The sequence below is a fragment of the Bacillus suaedaesalsae genome (genome assembly GCF_016890225.1).
GTDB classification, from domain to species: domain Bacteria; phylum Bacillota; class Bacilli; order Bacillales; family SA4; genus Bacillus_BS; species Bacillus_BS suaedaesalsae.
This window is the reverse complement of the sequence record NZ_JAFELM010000012.1, coordinates 75,386-100,278: the sequence shown is the minus strand read 5'-3', so window position 1 is coordinate 100,278 and position 24,893 is coordinate 75,386. Positions and strand designations below refer to the sequence as shown.

The 24,893-nt window shown below is 36.6% G+C and carries 20 protein-coding genes and 1 other annotated feature; of the genes, 9 read left to right on the top strand and 11 right to left on the bottom strand.

The window, feature by feature from the left end:
* Positions 1–585: 585 nt before the first annotated feature.
* From JR050_RS01885 to JR050_RS01875, 3 genes are all read right to left on the bottom strand, one after another.
* Positions 586–1,704: an IS110 family RNA-guided transposase gene (locus JR050_RS01885; protein WP_204201818.1), complete on the bottom strand. Its 1,119-nt coding sequence runs from the start codon at positions 1,702–1,704 to the stop codon at positions 586–588.
* 335 nt (positions 1,705–2,039) lie between these two features.
* Entirely contained in the window at positions 2,040–3,224 is a 1,185-nt protein-coding gene (gene megL, locus JR050_RS01880) for a methionine gamma-lyase (protein ID WP_430392842.1), read from the bottom strand.
* A gap of 107 nt (positions 3,225–3,331) precedes the next feature.
* On the bottom strand, positions 3,332–5,167 hold the full coding sequence (locus JR050_RS01875) for a sensor domain-containing diguanylate cyclase (protein ID WP_204201816.1): 1,836 nt from the start codon (positions 5,165–5,167) through the stop codon (positions 3,332–3,334).
* A gap of 438 nt (positions 5,168–5,605) precedes the next feature.
* Between JR050_RS01875 and rpsD the strand changes: the two genes are divergently transcribed.
* Entirely contained in the window at positions 5,606–6,208 is a 603-nt protein-coding gene (gene rpsD, locus JR050_RS01870; RefSeq protein WP_204201815.1) for a 30S ribosomal protein S4, read from the top strand.
* 438 nt (positions 6,209–6,646) lie between these two features.
* Here the strand turns inward: rpsD and JR050_RS01865 are convergent, their stop codons facing one another.
* Positions 6,647–7,702: an ATP synthase beta subunit C-terminal domain-containing protein gene (locus JR050_RS01865; RefSeq protein ID WP_204201814.1), complete on the bottom strand. Its 1,056-nt coding sequence runs from the start codon at positions 7,700–7,702 to the stop codon at positions 6,647–6,649.
* Positions 7,703–7,870: 168 nt separating this feature from the next.
* Here JR050_RS01865 and JR050_RS01860 point away from each other — a divergent pair, with 168 nt between their 5' ends.
* From JR050_RS01860 to JR050_RS01850, 3 genes are read left to right on the top strand one after another with little or no spacing between them, the layout of a single operon-like run.
* A complete protein-coding gene (locus tag JR050_RS01860; protein ID WP_204201813.1) occupies positions 7,871–8,227 on the top strand; it encodes a VOC family protein in 357 nt (118 codons plus the stop codon).
* Entirely contained in the window at positions 8,224–8,547 is a 324-nt protein-coding gene (locus JR050_RS01855) for a hypothetical protein (RefSeq protein WP_204201812.1), read from the top strand. Before JR050_RS01860 ends, JR050_RS01855 begins: the two co-directional genes overlap by 4 nt.
* 42 nt (positions 8,548–8,589) lie before the next feature.
* Positions 8,590–9,099 (top strand): LURP-one-related family protein, encoded by a 510-nt coding sequence (locus JR050_RS01850; protein ID WP_239454027.1) that lies wholly within the window; start codon positions 8,590–8,592, stop codon positions 9,097–9,099.
* 63 nt (positions 9,100–9,162) lie between these two features.
* Here JR050_RS01850 and JR050_RS01845 read toward each other — a convergent pair whose 3' ends face one another.
* The 3 genes from JR050_RS01845 to tyrS all read right to left on the bottom strand — a co-directional run bounded on the left by JR050_RS01845 (position 9,163) and on the right by tyrS (position 11,908).
* Positions 9,163–10,038 carry a hypothetical protein gene (locus JR050_RS01845; RefSeq protein ID WP_204201811.1) on the bottom strand — a complete coding sequence of 292 codons (876 nt, stop codon included), beginning with the start codon at positions 10,036–10,038 and terminating at the stop codon, positions 9,163–9,165.
* A complete protein-coding gene (locus JR050_RS01840; protein WP_204201810.1) occupies positions 10,022–10,537 on the bottom strand; it encodes an RNA polymerase sigma factor in 516 nt (171 codons plus the stop codon). Before JR050_RS01840 ends, JR050_RS01845 begins: the two co-directional genes overlap by 17 nt.
* 108 nt (positions 10,538–10,645) lie before the next feature.
* A complete protein-coding gene (tyrS, locus tag JR050_RS01835; protein ID WP_204201809.1) occupies positions 10,646–11,908 on the bottom strand; it encodes a tyrosine--tRNA ligase in 1,263 nt (420 codons plus the stop codon).
* A 53-nt stretch (positions 11,909–11,961) separates the two neighbouring features.
* Positions 11,962–12,178, bottom strand: a binding site (T-box leader).
* A gap of 179 nt (positions 12,179–12,357) precedes the next feature.
* Between tyrS and JR050_RS01830 the strand changes: the two genes are divergently transcribed.
* The gene (locus tag JR050_RS01830; protein ID WP_204201808.1) at positions 12,358–15,234 is read left to right on the top strand and encodes a transglycosylase domain-containing protein; all 2,877 of its coding nucleotides are present in this window, start codon (positions 12,358–12,360) and stop codon (positions 15,232–15,234) included.
* Between the two features lie 202 nt (positions 15,235–15,436).
* Here the strand turns inward: JR050_RS01830 and acsA are convergent, their stop codons facing one another.
* Positions 15,437–17,155: an acetate--CoA ligase gene (acsA, locus tag JR050_RS01825; RefSeq protein WP_204201807.1), complete on the bottom strand. Its 1,719-nt coding sequence runs from the start codon at positions 17,153–17,155 to the stop codon at positions 15,437–15,439.
* 234 nt (positions 17,156–17,389) lie between these two features.
* Between acsA and JR050_RS01820 the strand changes: the two genes are divergently transcribed.
* From JR050_RS01820 to JR050_RS01810, 3 genes are read left to right on the top strand one after another with little or no spacing between them, the layout of a single operon-like run.
* Positions 17,390–18,022, top strand: coding sequence for a GNAT family N-acetyltransferase (locus JR050_RS01820; protein ID WP_204201806.1), 633 nt, complete (start codon positions 17,390–17,392; stop codon positions 18,020–18,022).
* Between the two features lie 32 nt (positions 18,023–18,054).
* The gene (locus JR050_RS01815; RefSeq protein WP_204201805.1) at positions 18,055–18,684 is read left to right on the top strand and encodes an acetoin utilization AcuB family protein; all 630 of its coding nucleotides are present in this window, start codon (positions 18,055–18,057) and stop codon (positions 18,682–18,684) included.
* Entirely contained in the window at positions 18,677–19,837 is a 1,161-nt protein-coding gene (locus JR050_RS01810; protein ID WP_204201804.1) for an acetoin utilization protein AcuC, read from the top strand. The genes JR050_RS01815 and JR050_RS01810 overlap by 8 nt, the downstream gene beginning before the upstream one ends.
* Positions 19,838–19,933: 96 nt before the next feature.
* Here the strand turns inward: JR050_RS01810 and JR050_RS01805 are convergent, their stop codons facing one another.
* From JR050_RS01805 to JR050_RS01795, 3 genes are all read right to left on the bottom strand, one after another.
* Positions 19,934–20,800: a YobA family protein gene (locus JR050_RS01805; protein ID WP_204201803.1), complete on the bottom strand. Its 867-nt coding sequence runs from the start codon at positions 20,798–20,800 to the stop codon at positions 19,934–19,936.
* 215 nt (positions 20,801–21,015) lie between these two features.
* Positions 21,016–21,438, bottom strand: coding sequence for an SRPBCC family protein (locus JR050_RS01800; protein WP_204201802.1), 423 nt, complete (start codon positions 21,436–21,438; stop codon positions 21,016–21,018).
* Positions 21,439–21,898: 460 nt separating this feature from the next.
* Positions 21,899–22,831, bottom strand: coding sequence for a GNAT family N-acetyltransferase (locus JR050_RS01795; protein WP_204201801.1), 933 nt, complete (start codon positions 22,829–22,831; stop codon positions 21,899–21,901).
* A 146-nt stretch (positions 22,832–22,977) separates the two neighbouring features.
* Between JR050_RS01795 and pdxR the strand changes: the two genes are divergently transcribed.
* A complete protein-coding gene (pdxR, locus tag JR050_RS01790) occupies positions 22,978–24,438 on the top strand; it encodes a MocR-like pyridoxine biosynthesis transcription factor PdxR (RefSeq protein ID WP_204201800.1) in 1,461 nt (486 codons plus the stop codon).
* The last annotated feature ends 455 nt before the right edge of the window (positions 24,439–24,893 follow it).

Below are 24,893 nucleotides of genomic sequence, written 5' to 3'. Positions count from 1 at the left end.
AGCCTCCTGATATGAACGAAACTGTCAAGGCTCCCACTCTTCACCAGGTTTGGATTGTCTTTTGACCAACTCTAAGAAGAGAAGCTATTTACGGCTTCTTTTCTTGATTTTGTTAGTTAGCAAGCCATTCTGGCTAGAATAGCTCCTTCTTTAGCTTACTGACCACTTCTCACTTCTTTGTATGTCTGTCAAGTGGTCTCCTTGACTGTCATACAAAGAAGTGAGAGACTCCATTAAGCTATAGAAGGAATCTGTTCCTTTCTCCTTTTTTTGACTTGAATAGAAGTTAAGAACACGGCACGAAGGCAAAAATCTCTACTGCGGTTTACGCTCTGATATCCGTGGGTTTTCACATTTTATCTTTCCGTATAAAGGACTAATCCACTAACTCGGCACGTGCGTTAATCTATTTAGATATAGCACAGAGGAGGCCACGTGGGTTTTCCTTTCCGGTTTTTTTCTTTGCCTTCGAGCCCTGTTCTCAATCATCTATCTTTCTTCGTAAATTATTCGTGTGAAATTAAAGCCATACATAAAAAATGGATCAATAATACCTATATCACCGTAACATGACAACTTGTAAGATCAAAAACTAGCGTTTTTTACTTCTTCTACCTCTTGTGTAATAGCCCAAATAAAACCAGCTAATTCTCTGGCAACTGCAGTAATTGCTTTTCCACTTTCTTTTCCTCTTGATAATAATCGGTAATACTTTTTATGAAGTCGGTTTTGTGCTTTCCAGGATATCGCTTGAATAGTGGGGGACTGTCCATTTTGTCGTCTCATCAATTCTCCTTTAACTGACGGTTGATAACGATAACTCCATGCAGCTTCTACTAATAAGCGTCGTACATGACGATTCCCTGTTTTTGTGATGCTCCCTTGTATTCTTCTTTCACCACTTGAGTATTCACTTGGTATTAAACCAATATAGGCCATTAATTGTGTTGGTGATGAGAAACGTTTGAAAGAACCTATCTCCGCTACAAGACTAGTCGCAGTAATAAGAGCTACACCTCTTAGTGATTGTAAGGCTTGAATGGTTGGGGCGTGTACGCCCTCCGTTGCCTGAACTCTAATTTCTTCCTCTAGTCTTAAAATTCGTTGTTCTAGCTCTTTCAATTGATGATAATATTCTTGAAAGACCACACGTAGTTTGGAGCTTTCAAATTTTAATGCATCCAGCCATCTACGATATTTGACCGTCCATTTGTTCACACCTGACGGTGGCTTAATGTTATTACGAAGCAAAAATTTACTCAAACGGTGCCTTGCCCTAAGTTCATCTTCTTTTGCATCTTCACGACATCTTACAAGATCACGGAGAGCTTCATCCTCTTCGTTTGGAACATAGATGTTAGTTAATTCTCCTGCTCGATATAACTGAGCCAGTCGAATAGAGTCTCTACGATCTGTCTTAATACGTTCACCTGGTCTTTTAGGTATGAGAGATGGGGCTATCACATCACAATGAACACCTAGGGAAAGTAATAATCTATATAGTGGGTATCCAGTTGGACCGGCTTCATAACAGACTCGAAGAGTCTCGGTGTTTCCAAGTTTATTTATTAATTTCCTAACTGCTTCTGGTGTGTGAGGAATTACTCCCCAGTATCTCGGCTCTTCTCGCCCCTCATCCGCGATCGCAACTGCAATTTTTTCTTTTGATACGTCTAAACCTACATATTTTATGGTATCCTTCATAATAACTAGCTCCTTCCGTAATGTAGCTCTGATTTGGTTTGTTTTTACCAGTAAACATTCTAACCAAATTAACCTACGATGTTACGAGTAAGGAGCTAGTTTCGTTCATGATAACTCGGCTTCGCCTGTGGGGTCTCAGCCTTTCCTCTATTTCCCGCAGGAGTCGAGTGTCTTCCGCTCCATTCCACTAGTTCTTAAAAATTGTATAGGAAATCAAACAAATCTAAAGCAACAATTAAAGACCCGAACTATTAGGTGAAAGCTTCTTTAAATATCGCCTAATAGTTCGGGTTTATCATTGACTGAAAATACTTATGTCCCAGTCTCTATTAAATTTATATTTGATTCAACGCGTTCTCTAGGTCACCCCAAATATCTTCCCAATCTTCTAATCCAACTGATAATCTAATTAGATTATCTACGATCCCCATTTTCTCCCGTTCTTCTTTCGGAACGATCGCATGAGTCATAGATGCTGGGTGTTGGATAAGAGTCTCGGTGTCTCCTAAACTAACAGCTACCTTTAAAAGTGATACATGATTTAATAGCTTTTGAGCCTGCTCTTTTCCACCTCGAACTGTAAAGGAAATAACGCCACCCGATTTGGTCATCTGTTCCTTAACTATTTCAGCATTCTTACCTTCAAATAAACTTGGGTAAATCACTTTATCTACTTTCTCGTTCTTTTGCAATCTCGAAGCAATTTTCTCGGCATTTTCACAATGACGATCCATTCGAACATGTAGTGTCTTTAACCCTCTAATTAAAAGCCATGCATCAAATGGTGACATAATACCACCGATATCTTTTCGAACATGACTTGCAATATTATTCATCACTTCTTCGCTTCCAACAATGATTCCACCAACAACATCACCATGTCCACCTATATATTTGGTAGCACTATGAAGTACGATGTCACACCCTTGCTCTAATGGTCGTTGTAAATATGGTGAACAAAATGTATTATCTACCACCACTGGAATTCCCTGCTCCTTCGCTACCTTTGTAACTGTCTTTAACGAGATAATTTTCATCGTCGGATTAATAGGAGTTTCCAAAAATATACAAACCGTTTTATTCGTAATTTTAGATCTAATCTCTTCTTCAGAGTCTAAATCGGATAAATCAAAGGTTATACGGAACTTCTCCTGAAGCCATTTTAATAAACCGTAAGTACATCCATAAATTCCTCTAGAACAAATAATATGACTGCCTTCCTTTACGTAATGAAGCAATACGGCAGACACAGCCGCCATCCCAGATCCAAACGCTAATGCTTTTTCTCCACTTTCTAAAAGGGCCAAACGTTCCTCTAATAGTTGGACAGTTGGATTACCTAATCTAGAGTAAATCATCCCTGGTTCTTCGCCTAAAAATCGATGTTCCCCTTGCTCAGCTGTATCAAACACAAACGTTGAAGTTTGAAATAATGGCGGAGTCAGACTTCCAAAGTGCTGCTCCGATTTGTACGTACCATGAATGGCATTCGTTTGAAATTTCTTTTTGCTTTCCATTATTATTCCGCCTCCCTACTTACTAGAATATGTCAAAAATATATTTTTGAAAACGCTTTCTTTTTATTTTAGAAATAAAGCACCTCTATTTAGAGATGCTTTTTATTTCATTAATTTCCTATGTACAACTGGACATTTACCCGGTTCTTCCCTGTTTCTTTCGCTAAATATAACGCTTCATCTGCGCGTTTAAATAATGTCACAGGGTTATCAGGTTGGCCTTGCTTCCAATGGCTTACTCCACAAGAAATGGTAATGTTCGGCTTCGTTAGCTGTTCAACCCTCTGCACAAGACGATTAGCTACTGCGACACCAGCCTGTATATCTACTCTCGGTAAATAGATGGACAGTTCTTCTCCGCCCCATCTTGCTCCGATATCAAATTCTCTAATATTATCTTTAATAATTAGTGCTACTTGCTTTAAAATTTCATCACCAACTTGATGTCCATACGTATCATTAACTTGCTTGAAGTTATCAATATCAATTAGTAAGAACGTACCAAAGGCGTCGGCCTCCATTGATTTTTCAATGCTTTCATTTAAATATTTTCTCGTGTGTAGCTTTGTTAAGAAATCTGTTATCACAAGATTTTCTAACTCTTCACGAAGCATTGAATTTGTTACTGCTAATGTAGAATGATAAATCAAAGACTGAACAAGCTTGAAGGTTTCAAAAGTAAAGAAATATGATTCCTTATGCAAAACGGTTGCGATTCCACGTAATATTCCTTCCTGAATCATTGGAACAGCCATAACTGATCGGAAAGAACACGGTATTTCGTTTAACTTTACATCACCAACGAACATCGCTTCTTTTTCTTTATTAATCTGATCATATAAATATTGGATAAGTAACTGTGCATGGCTATCACTCGTAAAATAGTCTGTGCTACCTGGTAGCAAAGTTGGTGAACCATTATTATCAAATAAGATGAAGCCCACTTCCATCGCATCGAAAGACTCGATAATTTGCTGCGACATGTAATTCATGGCTTCATTTAATCGTAAATTAGAATTTAATTGATGAGATGTTTCATTTATTAATTGTAAATCGGAAATTAATTGTTTCGATTGCTGATAAAGCTTTGCATTTTCTAAAGCGCTTCCAGCTGTTTGAGCTAATAAAGAAATAAACTTTACTTCTTCATTCGGAAAAATTAACGAATTTGAAGAAATTACTTGCAAGACTCCATAAACGCCTTGTTTTCCTTTTAATGGAGCATAAAGTGAAGATGTTTTATCTTCCATTGAATCCTCTAGTTGAATTTCACCTGTAACATACGCTTGAGCCGCAGATATGTTCGAATCATCATATTGTAATTCTTTTATTGGTAGTTCAGTTGAGTTCGTATGATCATGTGACAAAAGTAAATAATAGGTAAAATTCGGATATTCCTCTTTTAAAGTCGAGATAATTTCTGAAAGTACTTCTTCTGTGTCCATCGTAGAATGGAACTTTGAAGTTACCTTATATAAAAGCTTTGAACGTCTTTCTCCATCAGATAACTCAATGAGTTTTGTTAATTTTGAAAGGAACTGTTCACAAACTTTCGCAAGGTGTTCCCATTCGAGGTTTAGTGGTTCATTAGTTATTATATTAATGGAAAGCAGCTCATCATGTTTCTCATTATATCGTATTGGTATGTAGATTAATTGACTTGAGGTATGACTTTCGGTATATACCTTTCCTTCTTGAAGTAACGGAAAAAAAGGCATGGTGTCATTTATGTTATGCAGGATCGGATGCTTGTCCACGTTAGAAGTTAAAACAAATTGATGATTGTATTCATCATATACATAATGATTGACTGAAATCGCTGTAAGGAAGTGTTGAATTCTCTGAAGAAACTCAGCAACTATAGTTTCTCTAGAAATGGTTTCCTCTAATAAAAGATCATAAAAGTGCCCTTTTAATTCTTCTATATTTAATTGTCGGTTTCTCATCCACTTCACCCACAATCTTTCTCTACATATTTAATAGAATTTTTCAAATACATACTAATTAATTATACCATACCAGTAATTAGAAATGGACTATTTGTACAAGACTTTTTCTAGTTTTCACGATAAATTTGATTGAAATTGAAATTTCTACTCTTAAGTATTATTCATAGTGTTCTTGACATGATGCTAGAAAAAGATATATAATAGCCTTTGTGTAAAATATCGCAGCCTATGTAGACAGTTTGTGCATCATTTTATCCCCATTTTAGGGTATAGGTTGAGGACTTTGTTCTTCCCAATTCCTTTTAAAATGTGGTATATCGAGTAACTCCGTGCTGCTGGAGCGAGGGTATATGAACGGTAAAATGAACATAATCAGAGATCTACTACTGTTTTTATTTTATGCAAAATAAAAACAATTGAAGGAGGAGTCATCACATGGCTCGTTATACAGGTCCTAGCTGGAAATTATCTCGTCGCCTTGGTATCTCTTTAAGCGGTACTGGGAAAGAATTAGAAAAGCGTCCTTACGCTCCTGGACAACATGGTCCAAACCAACGTAAAAAGATTTCTGAATACGGTTTACAACTTCAAGAAAAGCAAAAACTTCGTCACATGTTCGGAGTAAATGAGCGTCAATTCCGCCGCACTTTTGATGCAGCTGGAAAAATTAATGGTATCCTTGGTGAAAACTTCATGATTCTTTTAGAATCACGTCTTGACAACCTAGTTTACCGTCTAGGATTAGCTCGTACTCGTCGTGCTGCACGTCAGTTAGTTAACCACGGTCACATCACTGTTGATGGTGGACGCGTTGATATCCCATCATACCGCGTAAAGCCTGGTCAAACAATTGCTGTACGTGAAAAGTCTCGTAACCTTGTTGCAGTTAAAGAAGCAGTTGAAGTAAACAACTTCGTACCTGACTACTTAACTTTTGATGCTGACAAGTTAGAAGGAACTTTCACTCGTCTTCCTGAGCGTTCTGAACTACCAGCTGAAATCAACGAAGCATTAATCGTAGAATTCTATTCTCGTTAATAAGCTTACATCCCGATTGGATTTTCCAATCGGGATTTTTGTTTGCAAATTTTTTAATATCTCGGGAGACAATATCTGTACGCTTAGGATCGCCGAATTATGCTTTGAATAGGCGAATGTTAATATGGTTTCGTCGATTAATAAAATAAGTGATAGAATTAATCTTTCTATCGTCGGATGGATTGCCCATTTTCGCCGGATAAATAGCTAATTTCGCCGAAAACTCGCAAATTATCGTCGGATTAGAGATACACTCGCCTAAAAAAACTTAATCTCGTTGAATTGATTGTTAAATTAACTGGATTTGAAAATAAATTGCCTTTGTTTTCATGTAAAAATTATCCTTATTCTCTGAATTAGATACATATTAAAACAAAAAGCCTATTTGAGTAATAACAAACTTACTCAAATAGGCTATCTACAACATTATACTCAACCTTACACTTCCAAACTTAACTTCCCTTTAAATGTTAGTGCCTCTACTTCTGTAGAATCTGCTGCGCCATCTAAAATTTTCCGAACATCTTGCAATGTATCTTGGAGTGCAACTGACTCCCCCTTTTGTCCTGTGAATGCTTCAGCTACATAGAACGGTTGAGTTAAATAGGCCTCTAATCGTTCTCCTCGTTTATACGTTTGTACTTCGGTCGCAGGTAACCTCTCTAGACCACCTACGTTAACTAATGAACGTAATTCTCGGTAACGTCTTAATAACTTTTGCGCACGTTGTTGAACGGAAAGGTGTTGTTGATCTAGGTGTGCCCCTTCAAGTACTGAAGATGTTGAGTAGACTGGATTAACGGCTGGATACTTATGTCTTGCTGCTAGGTCAGCATCAAATTGTAATAATGTCTCTAGTGGTCCATACGGTAAGTCCTCGTCTACTGCCTCACCCCTTAAATCAAGTAAAAGAGTTGTGACTGTATTCACTCCGACAGCTTCAAGTCTTTCTTGTAACTCTTGAATGTTTCCAGAAACGACATGACTTCTGTCAGAGGCAAATATGATCTCGCTTTCTTTCCCTCTAGATGCCATCTCTTCATATGCTTCCTCGATCGAACGCGCTACAATATCTACACTATCGATAATCTCATTCAAATCTGGAGATTCAACCTCGGGCAATAGAATTGCAGTTACATAACCATCTTGCTTTAATCGATGAAATAATTCTGCTAACACGACTACCTGCCCCATACCAGGACGCGCCACTAATCCAACAGTTCCACCTTTTGCTAATGGCGCGAATAAATCTAGTACCTTAATCTTCGTCTCAATCATGTCAACCTTCTCCCCTCTAATGATCAATTCATCCAAGCTACAATCCGCTAATTCTGCTAACGCAACTAATGTTCGAACCTCTGATCTTCCAACAGGAATTTTTCCGGTACAAAGGTTCGAAACAGTAGCCGGGCGTAATCCTACAGAACGAGCCGCAGTTGTTAGATTTGGTACTTTTCTTCGTAATAAGGCAACATTCAATCGTAAATCTTCCATTATTTGCACCCCCTTACTTTATAAGGTAATATAAGTTACGCTTAAAAGCAACAATTATTTTTACTTTTAAAAGTAATTTATATTACTTTTAAAACTTTGTGAATTTTTAGGAGGATTTTATTTCTATTAAGTGAAATTCATACTTAAACAATCCTTTGGAGGTCTCGCATGTCTGAATTATTTAAACGTATTGATACCGTGTTTTTAAAAGTGATAGATTTTGATAAAGCAATTGATTGGTACTGCACAGTATTAGATTTTACTTTACGTTGGAAGGATGAAAAAGGAGGCTATGCTGCACTCAATATAGGAGAGACTCCATTAACACTAGTTCGTTCTTCTGATAAAGCTAAAGGTACTAACGTAACCTTTAATTTCTTCTCACCAGATATTGAAGCGGTTCACCATCACTTAAGAAAACATGATGTACAGGTTGAACCCATTCATGATGAAGCAGGTGTAAAATGGTTTGCGTTTGATGACTTAGAAGGAAATCCATTAGCAGTTTGCTCCTTCAAAGAATGATGTTTACGAAAGCTTATTCGTATCACATAAAAAAAGATAAAGAAAAAGAACTTTTATCTATACATCAAAAGTCTGCATCTATTTATAAAAAGTATATTGATGGGCATTCGTTGATTTTAAAAAGCATACATGATGAATCCAAATGGATTGAATTCCACATGTACAAAGATGAAAAATCCTATACTAATGCGATGAAACTCGTAAACAATGAAGATGAGCTACAGCCACTCTATCATGCATTTGAGGATCTATTATCTAGTGAGATAACGGAGGAAGATTTTACTCTTATCTCAAACTACTTGAAACTTTCTGATTTGTAAAACGTATAAAAGGTAGAAAAACTACAACGAGAGGGGATAATTATGATGAACAATTCTTTATATTTCTCCGATAATTTCTTTTCAAGTGGGAAAACCGATATATACAATGAGGCAAAAGAAAAGGTTGGAGAATTGGATTTAAAGAGTGCTTTTTCTTCAAGTATTGAAGTGTTAAATGATAAGGGTGAACATATAGTCACTGGAAAATTCACTTTTTTCGGAAATAGATGGATTGTCTCTGACTACCATCAGCAGGAGCTAGGTGAGTTAAAAGCGAAATTTTCATTTTTCACAAAAAAATATCAATACCACGCGATGGACCGTGGAATGTATATGATAGAATCAGAGGCGTTTTCGCGGAAATATGATATTTACGATATGAATTCAAATTTAGTTGGAAGTTTTGAGAAGGTTAGTGGTTTCTTCTCGTCACCAGCTTTTAGGTTAATGAATCATTCCGAGCATTTATCTTCACATGAACTAATTGCCGTTGTCATGGGAGTTAGTAACATTCAAAAACGAAATTCAGCTGCAGCGAACAGTAGTGTTTAATGAATGATATAAAGGATAGAAGTACTAATTAACAGTTCAGTACTTCTATTCTTTATACTCTAGTTAATTCGTAAAAGAATTTGAAACTTCTCCATCTATCTCTAATTTCCATGTCCCTTTGTTAGGAAAGGTTAGCGTACCAGTAAAGGAATATATCGGGTCACCAGTTTTCGCATCATAATACAGTGCATCATGATGGAACGTTTGTAAATCCACTACTTCCTTCTTTTCATTCATCAATTTCACTTCAATTTCATTTTTCTCCTTCCATGAACTTTCAATACTAAATTGAACCTCTTCGCCCTCTATTAATTCTTTTGGAGAAGAAGTTAACGTATAATGTTTCGTTTTAGGAAAAGGAGGAAGAACATCCAGTGTAAACTCTTCAAACAATTGATCTTCTACATAAAAGGATAAGAGCCATATTCCTTCTTTTGGAAACGGGTTAAAACTCATTAAGGCATTAGCACTTTCATTACCCATTGGTGAATTTAAAATTCCTTCCGAGAGGATGAGTTTCTCATTCTTTATGTTTGTTGCTTCAATTCTATAATCTTTTCCAGCCAATTCCTCTGAATTATCCCAGTATAGAACTATTATTTTCGAGACACGTCTTAGATCCTCCGCAACAAAAGGAGTTATACCTATAAGACCTATTTTCCCCTCTATTCCAAATAACTCTGTAGAATCCGAATTAAACACCTTACCCTCTTGTATTCCCACGAGATTACTCCCCCGCTTGTGAGTCTCTTGAAGTTCTGTAATAGCAAAAATTGAAAATAACATGCTTACCATTACTAATGAAACGATAGCAACGAATTTTTCCCTTGGCTTTTTAAGAACATTTTTATTGTTCAAATTCAATTGTATACGTTGCTTTTGTTCACTACTTAATGAATGTTTCGGTAATCTTTTCAATTGATTATGAAGATCTTCCATATTGAAAGCCCTCCTTTTCTAAAATTCCTTTTAATTTTTTTAGTGCCCGATGATACATAACATTTACCTTATTTGAACTACAAGTAAGTACTTCACTAGTTTCAACTGATGACAATTCCAAGATCCCTCTTAAAATGACTACCTCCTTATAGGGGGAAGAAAGTTGTTCGATTGCCCGATACAATTGATCCTGTTCTAACTTCTTCATTGCATTTTCTTCTATACGATGTGTGTCTGCATTCTCTACCTGGAGAATATGTTTAATTTTGTTCCATACTTTTTTTCTACGATGTTGATCTATTACTAGATTTCTAGCAATCGAAATAAGCCATGTTTTAGGAGATGACTTCCCTTCATACTTGGCAATCTTTTTAATCGCAATTAAAAAGGTTTCTTGAACAATATCTTCTACTTCTAATGAGCCAGTATAGTAAACTAAAAAACTAGTTACATCTTTTTCATATAAGTGAAACCATTCGGTAACTGAATCCTCCTCCAATAAATTCCCCTCCTTCTATTAATTAGACGATTAAAGGAAATAAACATTACAAAAAAACGCTTGAATAATTTATCATTCAAGCGCTTTTTATACGTTTATGAATTTGCACTATAAAAACTTTAATAAATAATATTTCTTTTTCCCTCTACGAATAACCGTAAATTCATTTTCAATTCTATCCTTCGATGAAAGAACGTAATCTATCTCTTGTATTCTTTCACCGTTAATATAAATTGCCCCGTTCGTAACATCTTCTCGAGCTTGCCTTTTTGATGGTGCAATTTTACTTTCAACAAGAACATCCACAAGGTTCGGCTCATCTTCCTTCTTTAACTCATGTGACGGAACATCTTTAAAGCCTTGCTTGATTTCTTCTCCTGTTAAAGCTGAAATACTTCCGTTAAACAATGCTTCTGTAATACGGATGGCTTGATTTAAAGCCTCCTCACCGTGTACAAACTTCGTCACTTCTTCTGCTAATGCCTTTTGTGCAGCTCTCTTCTCTGGTGCTTCTAGCATTTCCTTTTCTAATTTAGCAATTTCTTCTTGCGTTAGGAATGTGAAGTATTTTAAGAATGTGATTACGTCTCGGTCATCTGTGTTAATCCAGAATTGGTAGAATTCATAAGGAGATACTTTCGTACTATCTAACCAAATTGTGCCGGATTCTGTTTTACCAAATTTCGTACCATCTGCTTTTGTTACAAGTGGAGTTGTTAGACCAAATGCCTTTGAATCTTCGATAGACTTTCTTATTAATTCTAAACCTGCCGTAATATTTCCCCACTGGTCGCTTCCGCCAATTTGCAAACGCACTCCTTCATTTTCATACAGCTTTAAGAAATCGTATGATTGCAGGATCATGTAACTAAATTCAGTAAACGAGATTCCTGCTTCCAGACGTGAGTTTACTGAGTCCTTCGCAAGCATGTAATTTAAACCAAAACTTTTCCCAACATCACGAAGGAAAGAAATAACATCCAGTTTTCCAATCCAGTCATAGTTGTTAGCAATCGTAGCTGGATTTTCTTCATTTTCAAAATCTAGGAGCCCTGAAAGCTGACCTCTAATTTTGTCTGTAAACTCCACCACTACATCTGCTGAATTTAATGTACGTTCATTCGCTTTTCCACTAGGGTCACCAATTAATCCAGTTGCTCCTCCTACTAACGCTACAGGTGAATGGCCAGCCAACTGAAAACGTCTAAGTGTTACAATTGCCAATAAGTTACCGATATGTAAACTATCTGCAGTCGGGTCAAAACCACAATATAACTTAATGCTCTCCTCTCTTAATACCTTTTCTAATCCTTCTAAATCTGTTGCTTGATGAATAAGTCCTCTAAATTCAAGATCTTTTAATAATTCCATGATGTTTAGCTCCTTCCTATTTTTCATTAAAAAACAAAAAAACTCCTCCCTAAAAAAGGGACGAGTTTGTCATCGCGGTACCACCCTTGTTGAAAGAATATATCTTTCCACTCAAGAAAATGTAACGGTATCTACCGTCTTTTGCTACTCAATACTTCACAAAAGATGCTCAAGGGTGTATTTCATGTGTTATTATGTACTGATTTTCACCAACCATCAGCTCTCTAAAACAGGGAATAACTCATTACTGAATCCTATCATTGCTCATTCATATTTTATTAATAAATAGCTTACTACATTTAATATCATATTAAAATCATACTGTCAAATCGATAGAACAAGGATATAATTCCATTAAATGGTTGTTTTTTCATCATATATGTCATTATGTGTCTATAAAAGTCTAATCGTAATGTGGTATAATATTAACAGATTTTAGGGGGAGTGTTATGAAGATAAATAAATCGATGATAAAAGAATACTTTCTAACGGCAAAAGATGCCTTACTAAGTAAGAAAACGGCTACATTTTTTTCAATTTCATACAAAGTAATTTGGAACTTATTTTTAGTATTTATCGTCATTGGCTTAATCGGAGTTTCTTTTGCCGGTGGAGCAGGTGCAGGTTACTTTGCCTCTCTTGTAAAAGATGAACCAGTCAGAAGCTATGAAAGTATGAAAAAAGATATTTACAACTACGAAGAAACTACTGAACTATATTTTGCAAGCAACGTATATCTTGGTAAATCACGTTCAGATTTAGATCGAGAAGAAATTCCATTAAAGGATATCTCTCCATATGTGATTGATGCAGTTATCGCAACAGAAGACCAATATTTTTATGAGCATAATGGAGTTGTTCCAAAGGCAATACTCCGTGCATTATTACAAGAGGTATTGAACACTCAGACTCAAACAGGTGGAAGTACCTTAACACAACAGCTCATAAAAAACCAAATTCTTTCAAGTGAAGTATCGTTCGAACGTAAAGCAAAGGAAATTTTGCTTGCACTTCGATTAGAACAATTCTTTGAAAAAGAAGAAATTCTTGAAACGTATTTAAACATGGCTACCTTTGGTCGTAATAGCTCGGGTGCTAACATTGCCGGTGTTCAAACAGCTGCAAAAGGTATATTCGGTGTAGAAGCAAAGGATTTAAACCTTGCACAAGCTGCCTTTATTGCCGGATTACCACAAAGTCCATTTGGATACACACCATTTAAAAATGATGGAACGATTAAGGAAAATTTAGAACCAGGTATGAATCGTTTAAAAACTGTTCTAAATCGTATGCTTAGCGCTGGTAAAATCACAAAAGAGCAATACGATGAGGCCATATCGTTTGATTTAAAAGCTAGCTTTGCGCCACCTAAAGAATCCCCCATCGAGAACTATCCTTGGTTGACGGAGGAAATTGAGGTACGCGCTGCTGAAATCATAGCCTATCAATTAGCCGAGAAGGATGGATATGAAAGAGAAGATCTTGACAAAGATAAAGAATTAAAAAAATCCTACAATACTCTTGCTGATCTTACAATGAGACAAAAAGGGTATAAAATCCATTCTACTATCGATAAAGAAATTTATGATGTTCATCAGAAGATAGCAAAAGAATATCAATATTACGGTAGTGACAAAGTAATTGAAAAGAAAAATGAAGAAACTGGTGAAGTAGAAAAGGTTGTTCAACCAGTTGAAGTTGGAGCAGTTCTAATTGAAAACAAGACTGGTAGAATTATCAGTTTTGTTGGAGGACGTGATCACAAGCGAGAAGCAGTAAACCACGCTCTTACCGATGGTCCTCGCTCTAATGGATCAACGATGAAGCCACTCGTTGCTTATGCACCTGCAATGGAGCTTGGTGCAGTTCAACCAGGTACGGTCGTTGCTGATGTAAAAGGGGTTAATATTTGGGCGAAAAACTTTAGTAACCGTCACTATGGTTTAGTAACCATTCGTGAATCTTTAGCTAAATCACACAACGTTCCAGCTGCATTAACTTATATGAAAATTATCAATCAGCGACCTGCTACGTATTTAGAAAAAATGGGATTCACTTCTCTAACTCCAGTTGATTATGAAATTCCTTCTTTATCATTAGGTGGAATTACAAACGGGGTTACTGTTGAAGAGAATACAAATGCTTATGCAACTTTTGCAAATGGTGGTAAGTTTGTAGATGCCTATCTGATTGAGAAAATTGAAACAAAAGATGGAGAAGTATTATATCAACATGCAAGTGAAGAAGTTGAGGTATTTTCTCCACAAACAGCCTATTTAACTATTGATATTATGAGAGATGTATTAAGCAGTGGTACTGCAGCAGGGGTAAGATCTAGATTAAAATTCTCATCAGACTTCGCTGGTAAAACAGGTACATCTCAAGATTATAAAGATGCTTGGTTTGTAGCATCCAATCCAAACATTTCATTTGGACTATGGCTTGGGTACGATAAGCCTATGTCACTTGAAAGATCATACAAAGGATATTCTTATTCTCAACGAAACCAAATGCTGTGGGCACAGTTAATGAATGCAGCTTATGATATTAGACCTGAGCTAATAAAGCCTGCAACAAACTTCAAAATGCCTGGTGGTATTGTGAGTAGATCTTATTGTAAGATTTCCGGTTTATTACCTTCAGCATTATGTCAAGAAGCTGGCTTAGTTGGAACAGATTTATTCAATGCGAAATTCGTTCCGAAAAAAGTTGATGATACGCTCGAAAAAGGGAAATACATCGTAATTGGTGATAAAGTATATCGTGCCCTTCCTAATTCGCCAGCAGAATTTACTCAAGAAGGTGTCATGATTAAGAAGTCCTTCCTAGAAGAAAACAACTTAGCGAATGTTCAGGATTTAATGGAACTTATTCCAAAAGGCGCGATTTGGGAAAACATCGTGGTTCCTGAGGAAGACATGATTAAAGAAAACGGTGCAGTTCCAACACCAGTGGATAAAGTGTCCATCGGATCAGGCAAGCTAGCTTGGGCGAGACACTCACATAACGATATTATTGGTTACAGAATTTATAGAGCTGATAACTTCTCTACCAATTTTGTAAAAGTTGGAAGCATAACGGTTGACCAATTAATTAAAAATGGTGGATTCCCTGTAAACTCTACTGTTGCTGCTTACTATGTAACAGCTGTAGACCTGGCAGGAAGAGAATCTGCACCATCTAAACATGTATTAATGGGTGATTGGCAGAAGGAAAAACCGGCAGATCCACCGCCGACGGATCCGCCACCAATTGAACCACCTGTTGTTCCAGATCCTCCAGAGCCACCACCTGGTGAAGGAGACGGTGGAAAAAAGAAAAAATAACAAACAATAGCCTCCAACTGGAGGCTATTGTTTGTTTCAGCAATCTTTTTCACGTATATTTTGGACGATTTTTTTCAATTATATTTAAACGAGCTGCTCAGTTATTTGTACTATATATCTTGGAATTTTCTTATAACCAACCAAATAGATTCATATCTAAATTACAAAACTCCCTAGCTACTTGGCCAGGGAGTCCTCACTATTAATCTTCCATCGTCGATAAATCACCGGTAGGTAAATTTAATTCCCACGCTTTTAATACGCGTCTCATGATCTTACCACTACGTGTTTTTGGAAGTTTCTCTTTAAATTCAATTTCTCTTGGAGCAGCATGTGCAGCCAGCCCCTTCTTTACGAAGGTACGAATCTCTTCTTTTAGTTCATCAGAAGCTTCGTATCCATGGCGAAGAGCAATAAATGCTTTTATAATTTCCCCACGTACTGGGTCCGGCTTTCCGATTACACCAGCTTCAGCAATCGCAGGATGTTCCACTAATTTACTTTCAACTTCAAAAGGTCCTACTCTCTCACCAGATGTCATAATCACATCATCCACACGACCTTGGAACCAGAAATAACCATCTTCATCCATGTAAGCAGAATCTCCTGACACGTACCAGTCTCCAGGCATAAAGTAAGATTCATATTTTTCTTTGTTATTCCAAATCGTATTCATCATGGACGGCCAGCCTTTTTTAATCGCCAAGTTGCCCATACGGTTTGGAGGAAGTTCATTTCCTTGATCATCAACGATCGCTGCCTTCACACCAGGGATTGGTTTCCCCATTGATCCAGGCTTTATTTCCATTGATGGGTAGTTACAGATTAACATCGCGCCTGTTTCTGTCATCCACCATGAATCATGAATTCTTTGGTTGAATACTTTCACTCCCCATCTTACTACTTCAGGGTTTAGTGGTTCACCAACACTTATAACATGGCGTAATGAACGAAGATCATACTTTTTAACAATTTCATCTCCCGCTCCCATTAACATACGGAACGCTGTAGGAGCACTATACCAAACCGTTACACCATAGTTTTCGATTGTTTCATACCAGGCTTCTGGGCTAAAACGTCCGCCAACAATAACGTTGGATGCTCCTGCAAGCCATGGACCAAAAATACCATACGAAGTACCTGTTACCCAGCCTGGATCAGCTGTACACCAGTAAATATCTTCTTCCTTAATATCAAGCACCCATTTTGCTGTTTGATAATGCTGTATCATCGCATTATGAACATGCAGAACTCCTTTTGGCTTCCCGGTTGAGCCAGACGTATAGTGAAGAATTAACCCATCTTCTCTTGATACCCATTCAATCGTTAAATTCTTACTAGCCGTCTTCATTCTTGCATGAAAATCTATAAATATATCATTTTCTTCTACGTTGTCTCCTACTAAAATAACATGTTTTAGAGCTGGGAGATCTTCTAACGGAACTCTTTCTAATAATTGTGGTGTTGTGACAAGCACTTTTGCCTCACTATCTTGCAATCTGTCACGAACTGCGCCTTCCATAAAGGCTTCAAATAATGGTCCAACAATTGCACCTAGCTTAATTGCACCTAACACAGTGAAATACAGCTCTGGTGAACGTGGCATGAAGATAAACACGCGGTCTCCTTTTTCTACATCAGCAGTCTGCTTCAGAACATTTCCTGCTCTGTTCGACCACTCCATCATTTCTTTAAATGTATATTTCTCATCTCGGAAGGAGTCTTTGTAATAGAGGGCAACTTTATTTTTCCTTGCCGTGAGTACATGTCTGTCAATGGCCTCATATGCCATATTTACTCTACCTGTAGTGTGCCAAGTGAAGGTCTCTTCAACTTCCTTCCAGTCAAACTGCATACAGGTTTCTTCATAATCCTTAAGGTTATAATTACCCTTTATTGCAGGAAGCGCTTCCAACTTCATGTTTTCTCCCCCTTTATGTAAGTTAAATCCACAATTCTATTATAGTATATGAAACTGTTTTTCTCAATTTTTAAAAAATTTCTTACACTCAAAAAAATTCCATTAATGCAGTGCATAGGTTCCTACTACTCTACCTATTCACTTAAATTTTCCTTTTCTTTTATAAATGAAAGCGCTTTAAATAAACATTTCATGTATAATAGAAAGGGACTACATACAAATGGCGGTGATGTAATGCTTCATAAAAAGACATACAACGCAATGGAATTAAAAACAATTCATGGTAGCTTAATAATCGAAGGACCCATTCCGTCCGAAAAGATTGCTACGTATGAGTATCATAAAGATTTAATAGCCTTTCGAACTCCAGAACAGCAGCATAAGGCTCTTATCGAAATAGCGAAGTTACCAGAAGGTAGAATCATTATTGCGAGAGACCGTCATACGATTGTTGGGTATGTAACCTACTTATATCCTGACCCACTTGAAAGGTGGTCTGAAGGAAACATGAAGGACCTAATTGAGCTGGGTGCGATAGAAGTCATTCCAAAATATCGCGGCATGGCTGTAGGTAAAAACCTCCTAAAAGTTTCTATGATGGATGATGCAATGGAAGACTACATTGTCATTACAACCGAGTATTACTGGCATTGGGACCTTAAAGGGACAGGTTTAAACGTATGGGAATATCGTAAAGTCATGGAAAAGATGATGAACGCCGGTGGACTTGAATGGTTTGCAACAGATGATCCAGAGATCAGCTCACACCCTGCTAACTGTTTAATGGTACGCACCGGGAAAAGAGTCAAACAGGAATCTGTTCAGCAATTTGATAGACTTCGTTTCCGACATCGATTTATGTATTAAATGCTCATCTTTTTTTGGAGAGGAGGATCACGATGATTGTTGAAGAAATAATGAAAAAGGAAGTCATTACTCTTTCTAAATCAGATATAATTGCAAAAGCAAAATTATTAATGTTCGAAAATCGCATTAGACATTTACCAGTAATAGATGAAAAACTAGCAGTTGTAGGACTCATTACAAGATCAGATATATACCGTAATATTTTAGCTGATGGGGATGAGAACCGAACCCTAGTGGGTGAAGTGATGAATAGAGATGTCATTACAGGTCATCCATTAGACTTTGTAGAAGAAGTATCCACTATCTTTTTTGAGCATAAAATTGGCTGCCTTCCGATCGTAAAAGATGAAAAGCTCGTTGGAATTATTACGGAAACGGACATGTTGCACACACTTGTACAGCTTACCGGTGCAAATCAACCCGGATCACAACTCGAAATTCGTGTCCCAAACAAAACAGGCATGCTTTCAGAAGTTGCCGCTATTATTAAACAACGTAAAGTAAATATATTAAGTGTCCTTGTTTATCCTTCCACTGATGAACTGCACAAGACACTCGTATTTCGTGTTCAAACAATGAATCCGCTTGTTCTGATTGAAGACCTTAATGCTCATCATTATGATGTACAATGGCCAAGAATTCCTGGTGTAACACATGAGTGATTCTGCAGTATTTGTTTATTCAAGTGAAATTGAGCAATACAATTTTTCAAATAGCCATCCCTTCAATCAAGTTAGAGTCACTTTGTCTAAAGATTTACTAACATCCGTGAATCAGCTTAGTGATAATTCAATTATTGCCCCAAGATTGGCAACCGATGAAGAAATTGCTCTTTTTCATGATGTTGAGTATATACAAGCAGTAAAGGATGCTGGCTTGGGATTATTGTCTGAAGAAAAAGCAGCCAATTATGGAATCGGGACGGAGGATACCCCAATTTTCCCTAATATGCATGAGGCGAGTGCGAGAATTGTTGGTGGCACATTATCTGCGGTAGATGCAATCATGTCAGGCCGTGCACTCCATTCGCTTCATTTAGGAGGTGGCCTTCATCACGGATTTAGAGGAAAGGCCTCAGGGTTTTGTGTATATAACGACATTGCCGTTGCCATTAAATATATACAAAAAAATTACAACCTTCGTGTCCTATATGTAGATACAGATGCTCATCATGGAGACGGTGTACAATTCGCATTTTACGATGATCCTACTGTCTGTACACTATCAATCCATGAAACTGGGAGATATTTATTCCCCGGTACTGGTAATGTGCATGAAAGAGGATATGGAGATGGTTATGGCTATTCCTTTAACATTCCATTAGATGCATTTACAGAAGATGAATCGTTTTTACAGGCATATGAAGCATCGTTACAGGAAATAGCAGCGTTTTTCAAACCTGATATCATTATTACGCAAAACGGCGCAGATGCTCACCATCTTGATCCGCTGACTCATTTATCGTGCTCAATGAAAATCTATGAATCTATTCCAAAGCTCGCACATAAAATCGCCCATCAATATTGTGGAGGGAGATGGATTGCACTAGGTGGCGGAGGGTATGATATTTGGAGAGTTGTTCCGCGAGCATGGTCTATGGTGTGGCTAGAGATGAATGAAATATCTTCCATCTATAAAGAACCTATTCCTCAAGAATGGATACAAGCATGGCAGCCGAAAAGTTCACTTTCCTTGCCAACTTCGTGGTATGACCCTGACAACTTAGTATCACCCATTCCACGTAAACCTGAAATAAACCAGAAGAACACACTCACTGTGGACAAAGCTTTACAGCCTATTCGAAATAATACATAATATTTTAAAACCAACTCTTAGAGATTATACTCTAGTGTTGGTTTTATACCTATTTATTTAACTATCACGCATTACCATATAAAAAAATTAAGCTTTTTAATCCTCTACTATTATATCAACAGTTTCTTCTCCTTGTTTCATTTCGATATTCCAAATATCCGATTTCTCTTCATACTCTGTGGATATTATTATTTGAACTTCGTATTTGTTTATATCCTTGGAAGTTAGTGCTTTTTGGATTGCCTCAGATTCTTCTAACTCTGCCTTTTCAGGTTGATACTTTGAAATTACTTCTATATTTTTCACTTCAGATTGACCTGGATAGGATTCCGCTACAAAGTCAAACCAAACTTTAACTCTTTGACCAACCTGTAAATCAAAAGGAGCATTTGAAAACCATATAGCATTATGAAATTCACTAGTCCCCCCGGTTGAACTATAATCTTTAGGTACTGGGTCAACAACAAGAATTCTATGCCCTTCTTTTTTTACAACATATCCCTCAATGCCAGGTTCTTGTAACATATTTTGTGTTTCAAACTCAATTGAACTTGGAATTAGATAAGCATTTTCTTTCTCTTCAATAAAACTTTTAAGTTCTTTAACTGATTTATTATCTAACTTAAAGGTTCCATTTGACTCTGGATATAGACGTTGAATATACCCTTCATTATTCATAGTTATCCATAGATGGTAATTTTCACTTTCGCCTTCCCTTAAATCTAGGGAAAAAGATAAAATTGGTTCCGTTTTTATTATCTTTTCTTTTTCTATTTCCTCGGAATTATTAACCGCATTTACAAACATTTGAAGCTTATTCTTATCTTGAAGAATTTCTCCTTTTGGTTTTGTACCTTCACTCTTCCAATAATTCAGTTCTACCCTTTCTACATTATTACTCTCAATCGATGAACAAGCATTTATCAATAACATTAGAAAGAATAATAAGTTAATTTTTTTCAATTTGTCCCCTCCATTCTATTCCAACATTCATCTTAATGTATAGTTGAGCAATCGTTATTAAAACCCTTTAAATATCGCATTCAACATAAAAATAAGTAGCACAAGGAAAATACATATAATCTATAATATTTAGTAAAAAACCTTCCAATAAGGAAGGTTTACTAGTAGCGATTAAACTATATGGATTAAATCTGTATCCTATTAATTATATATTCTCAAAGCTCATTATATTTTTTAAAGTTATCTAGAATTGCCTGCCAACCTGCTTTTTGTAACTCAATTGAATTCGCTGCTTCTGCTTCAAAGTTTTGAATTACTTTAGTTTGGTTTTCTTGCCCAAAGAATGTAACCGTAACTTTTCTCCCATCTCCTAGTACATAAGAAATGAATTCGTTTATTCTAATTTCATCATAAACTCCACCAAAATCGAATCCAAAGCTTCTATCCTTAGCTTCCATTCTTGTTACAAATTCTCCGCCAACCCTTAAATCATTTTTTGCATGTGGTGCATGCCATTCATCTGAAGCAAAATACCAATTAGTTATTTGTTGAGGATCTGTCCAAGCTAACCATACTTTTTCTACCGGGGCATGAACTGTGGTTTCTACCGTTATTGTTACTTTATCACTTGTTTCCATAAACAACCTACCTACTCTCTACACTCGATTTCCATATATGTAAAATTATAACATAATTCTCTTACTGTAGTTTATTTATTCTTTTTTTCTTGTACTAACCTGACCAATAGAAAAAATAACATTATCAATATAACTACATAACGTTCAGAGCTCAATTTCTCTTAAAATAAAAAAACACCACATAAAGAGTACTGTTCAGTGGTGTTAACATGTGGATAATTAAATAAGGCTGTTTTCGCATACTTTGTTGCTATTTTTACAAAAAAAGAATTTATTTTAGGTCCGTTGATTTCCACTTCAGGCACACGCTTTCCGCGGGGAGGGACGTGAGCCTCCTCGGCTCGCCTGCGGGGTCTCACGATTCCCTCTATCTCCCGCAGGAGTCGAGTGCCTTCCGCTCCAATCAACTCAATGTTTTAACAGAGCTATCCAAATAGCAACAATCTTTAAGAAAAGAGCCTTAAATAATAAGTTCCTTCATATAAACCGCTGTTTGTGAATGTGGTCTCATTCCCACTTGTTGGTATAGGCGATTAGCATTTGTTAGACTATCGGTGTCTACATATAAAATAATCGCTTTTTGCTTACGTTGGAATGCGATTCCAAATGTATGAAGGAGCAAAGCCTTACCTATTCCATGTTTTCTAAATTCACGACTTACCCCTAATAAATCAATAAATAATCCGTCTTCTTGCAATCTACTCATTAGAAACCCTATTGGTTTAGTGTCCTTCCAAACAATAAACCAAAGGCTTGGATCATAATCTTCTCCCTTTTTTTGTGATATCCATGTTGAATAATCCTTTTTCGTATAACCCCATGCATCTCGGAATGTTTCGTCGTATATTGAGAATAGAGGTTCTTCATCATGATCGGGTTTAAAGGATCGTAACGTTATTCCTTCTGGTAAATGCGCCTCATTTGGTTGCTCTTCTAACTCAATTTTCATTCTTTCATAAAGCCTACTGAATTGATATCCTCTTTCTTCAACTAGATTTCTAGCAGCATTGTTGGTAAAGGGGATTTGATTCATTAACCTTTGCTCACCATCTTTACCTTTCGCTAGTATGTTCGCTCGCTCCTCAACTTTTTTTAGTAAAAGGGTGCCAATCCCCTGGTATTTATATTCTGGATGGACAAATACACATGTATCCATTCTGCTAGTTCCTGTTACCTCAACAAAACCATAACCAATTATTTCATTCGTGCTAGATAACACAATCCATGCATCTGTTTGAATTTGAATAGAATTCCACATATCAAGTACGTCTGACAATGTTATATCAGGTTCACCTATTTCTTCAATATCGCATAATGCCACCAAATCAGTAACAGCTTTCGCATCTTCTACAGTTGGGTGTTTAATCTTAAACTTCTGTACGTCTTGTTCCATCTATTTCTGTCTCCCTTAGTTCCATATATTAATCATAATAATGTATTTTCTCTTGTTTTTACCCATCCATTTAAAAAGTTCTTTACCAACCATTACACATAACGTTTTATAATAGTAGTAATATACAAAGAACGTGGGGAAATAAGATGTTTGTTCAAATCAATTGGAAGCCAGATAAAACAGTAGCAATACCGCTATACTTACAAATTAAACATTATATTCAAACGAAGATTGAAGACGGTGAGTGGACAGTTGGGACAAAAATTCCTTCTCAACGGAAATTAGCTGAACTATTCGACGTCAACAGAAGTACAGTTGTGCTTGCCTTTGATGAATTAATTGCAGATGGGCTATTAGAAGCAAAAAGTGGAAAAGGTACAAAAGTGAAAAACAATTTATGGTCCCTCTTTTCTTCTACTCATCCAACTGATTGGAACAGTATCGTGAGAAAGGGAATCTATCAACCTAATCTACCAACGATTCAGGATATCCATAAGGTAGAACCCCTTCCACAATTCATACGATTAGGGACAGGTGAGCCTTCTCCTGAATTGTTTCCACAAGAGATGATGACTGAAATCTTACATCGCCTCTCGTCTAAAATACAATCACTAGGATATGAGGAAGAAAAGGGCTTATTGCCTTTAAGAGAACAACTAAGTATTTATTTAAAATCTATCGGTATCCAAGCTTCACCTTCAAGCATTTTGGTTGTTTCAGGAGCCTTACAAGCACTTCAGCTTATTTCATTAGGATTATTAAAGAGAGGTTCGAACATATTTTTGGAAAGACCTTCTTATTTAAGCTCACTTAATGTGTTTCAGTCTGCTGCTATAGGGCTGCAAAGCATTTCTGTTGATTCAGAAGGATTTGATATCCAATACATCAAACAACAGAAAAAAAGGCAGGATGCTTCTTTACTTTACACCAATCCAACCTTTCATAATCCAACTGGCTATGTGATGCCCTTGGAAAGTCGTGAAAAATTACTGCAAGTATGTGAGGATATTCAGTTACCGATTGTTGAGGATGATGTGTATCGAGAACTTTGGTTAGATACTCCACCTCCAGTACCAATTAAGGCATTGGATAAAAACGGAACCGTATTGTATTTGGGGAGTATTTCTAAATCATTGAGTCCTGGTTTACGAATTGGTTGGGTGGTAGGTCCAGAGCCTGTCATTGACCGTTTAGCTGATATAAAAATGCAAACCGATTATGGTGCGAGTTCTCTTTCTCAATGGGCAGTAGCTGAGTTTTTATCAAGTGGATTTTATGATCTACACCTTGAACAAATGCGTAACTCCTTACGAATTAGGAGGGATCTCACACTAAAAGTGTTAGAAGAAAAGTTTACTGGAATAGCAGAATGGAAAAAGCCAGCAGGTGGTTTTTATATTTGGCTACGCCTCCCTTCTACTATTTCAATTAGAGAATTATTTGACACTGCATTAAAGGAAGGAATCCTCTTAAATCCTGGAAATTTGTATGATCCGAATTCCCTTCATCACCTACGTTTGTCTTATTCCTATGCATCAAAAGAACAATTACAAACTGGATTAAATAGACTAGCAGAAATTATTAGGAAACTACTGAATAAATCATAAAACTAGTAATTTTTATTAACGTGATTGGGTGACAGGGAGAAAACAACAAAAAATAAAATATACAGTAAACAAAGGGCAGCTAATCAGCTGCCTCTTAACTTTCAATTGGCATATATAACTGATTTAAGGTAGTTTGCCAATTTCCTCTCTGTACAGAAGCCAATATAAACTACTGTCTTCTGCCTCTGTTCTAAACTAATTGTTAATAAACTAATTACTAATGTTATCACCTGGTTGAGTTCGCCGAAAAGAAGAAGATTACGCCGATTTACGTGTACATATTGCCCAATAAAATTAGTATCGCCGATACGTATCTAAATCTCGTCGATTTCTCATTTACTTTCGCCGAAAAGCAGCTGTGTATCGCCGAAATATTTATAATTTTGGTTGATATGTTACTATTTCGCCGAATCAATAACCATTCCGCCGAAATTTTTATGATGCAATGAGGTGAA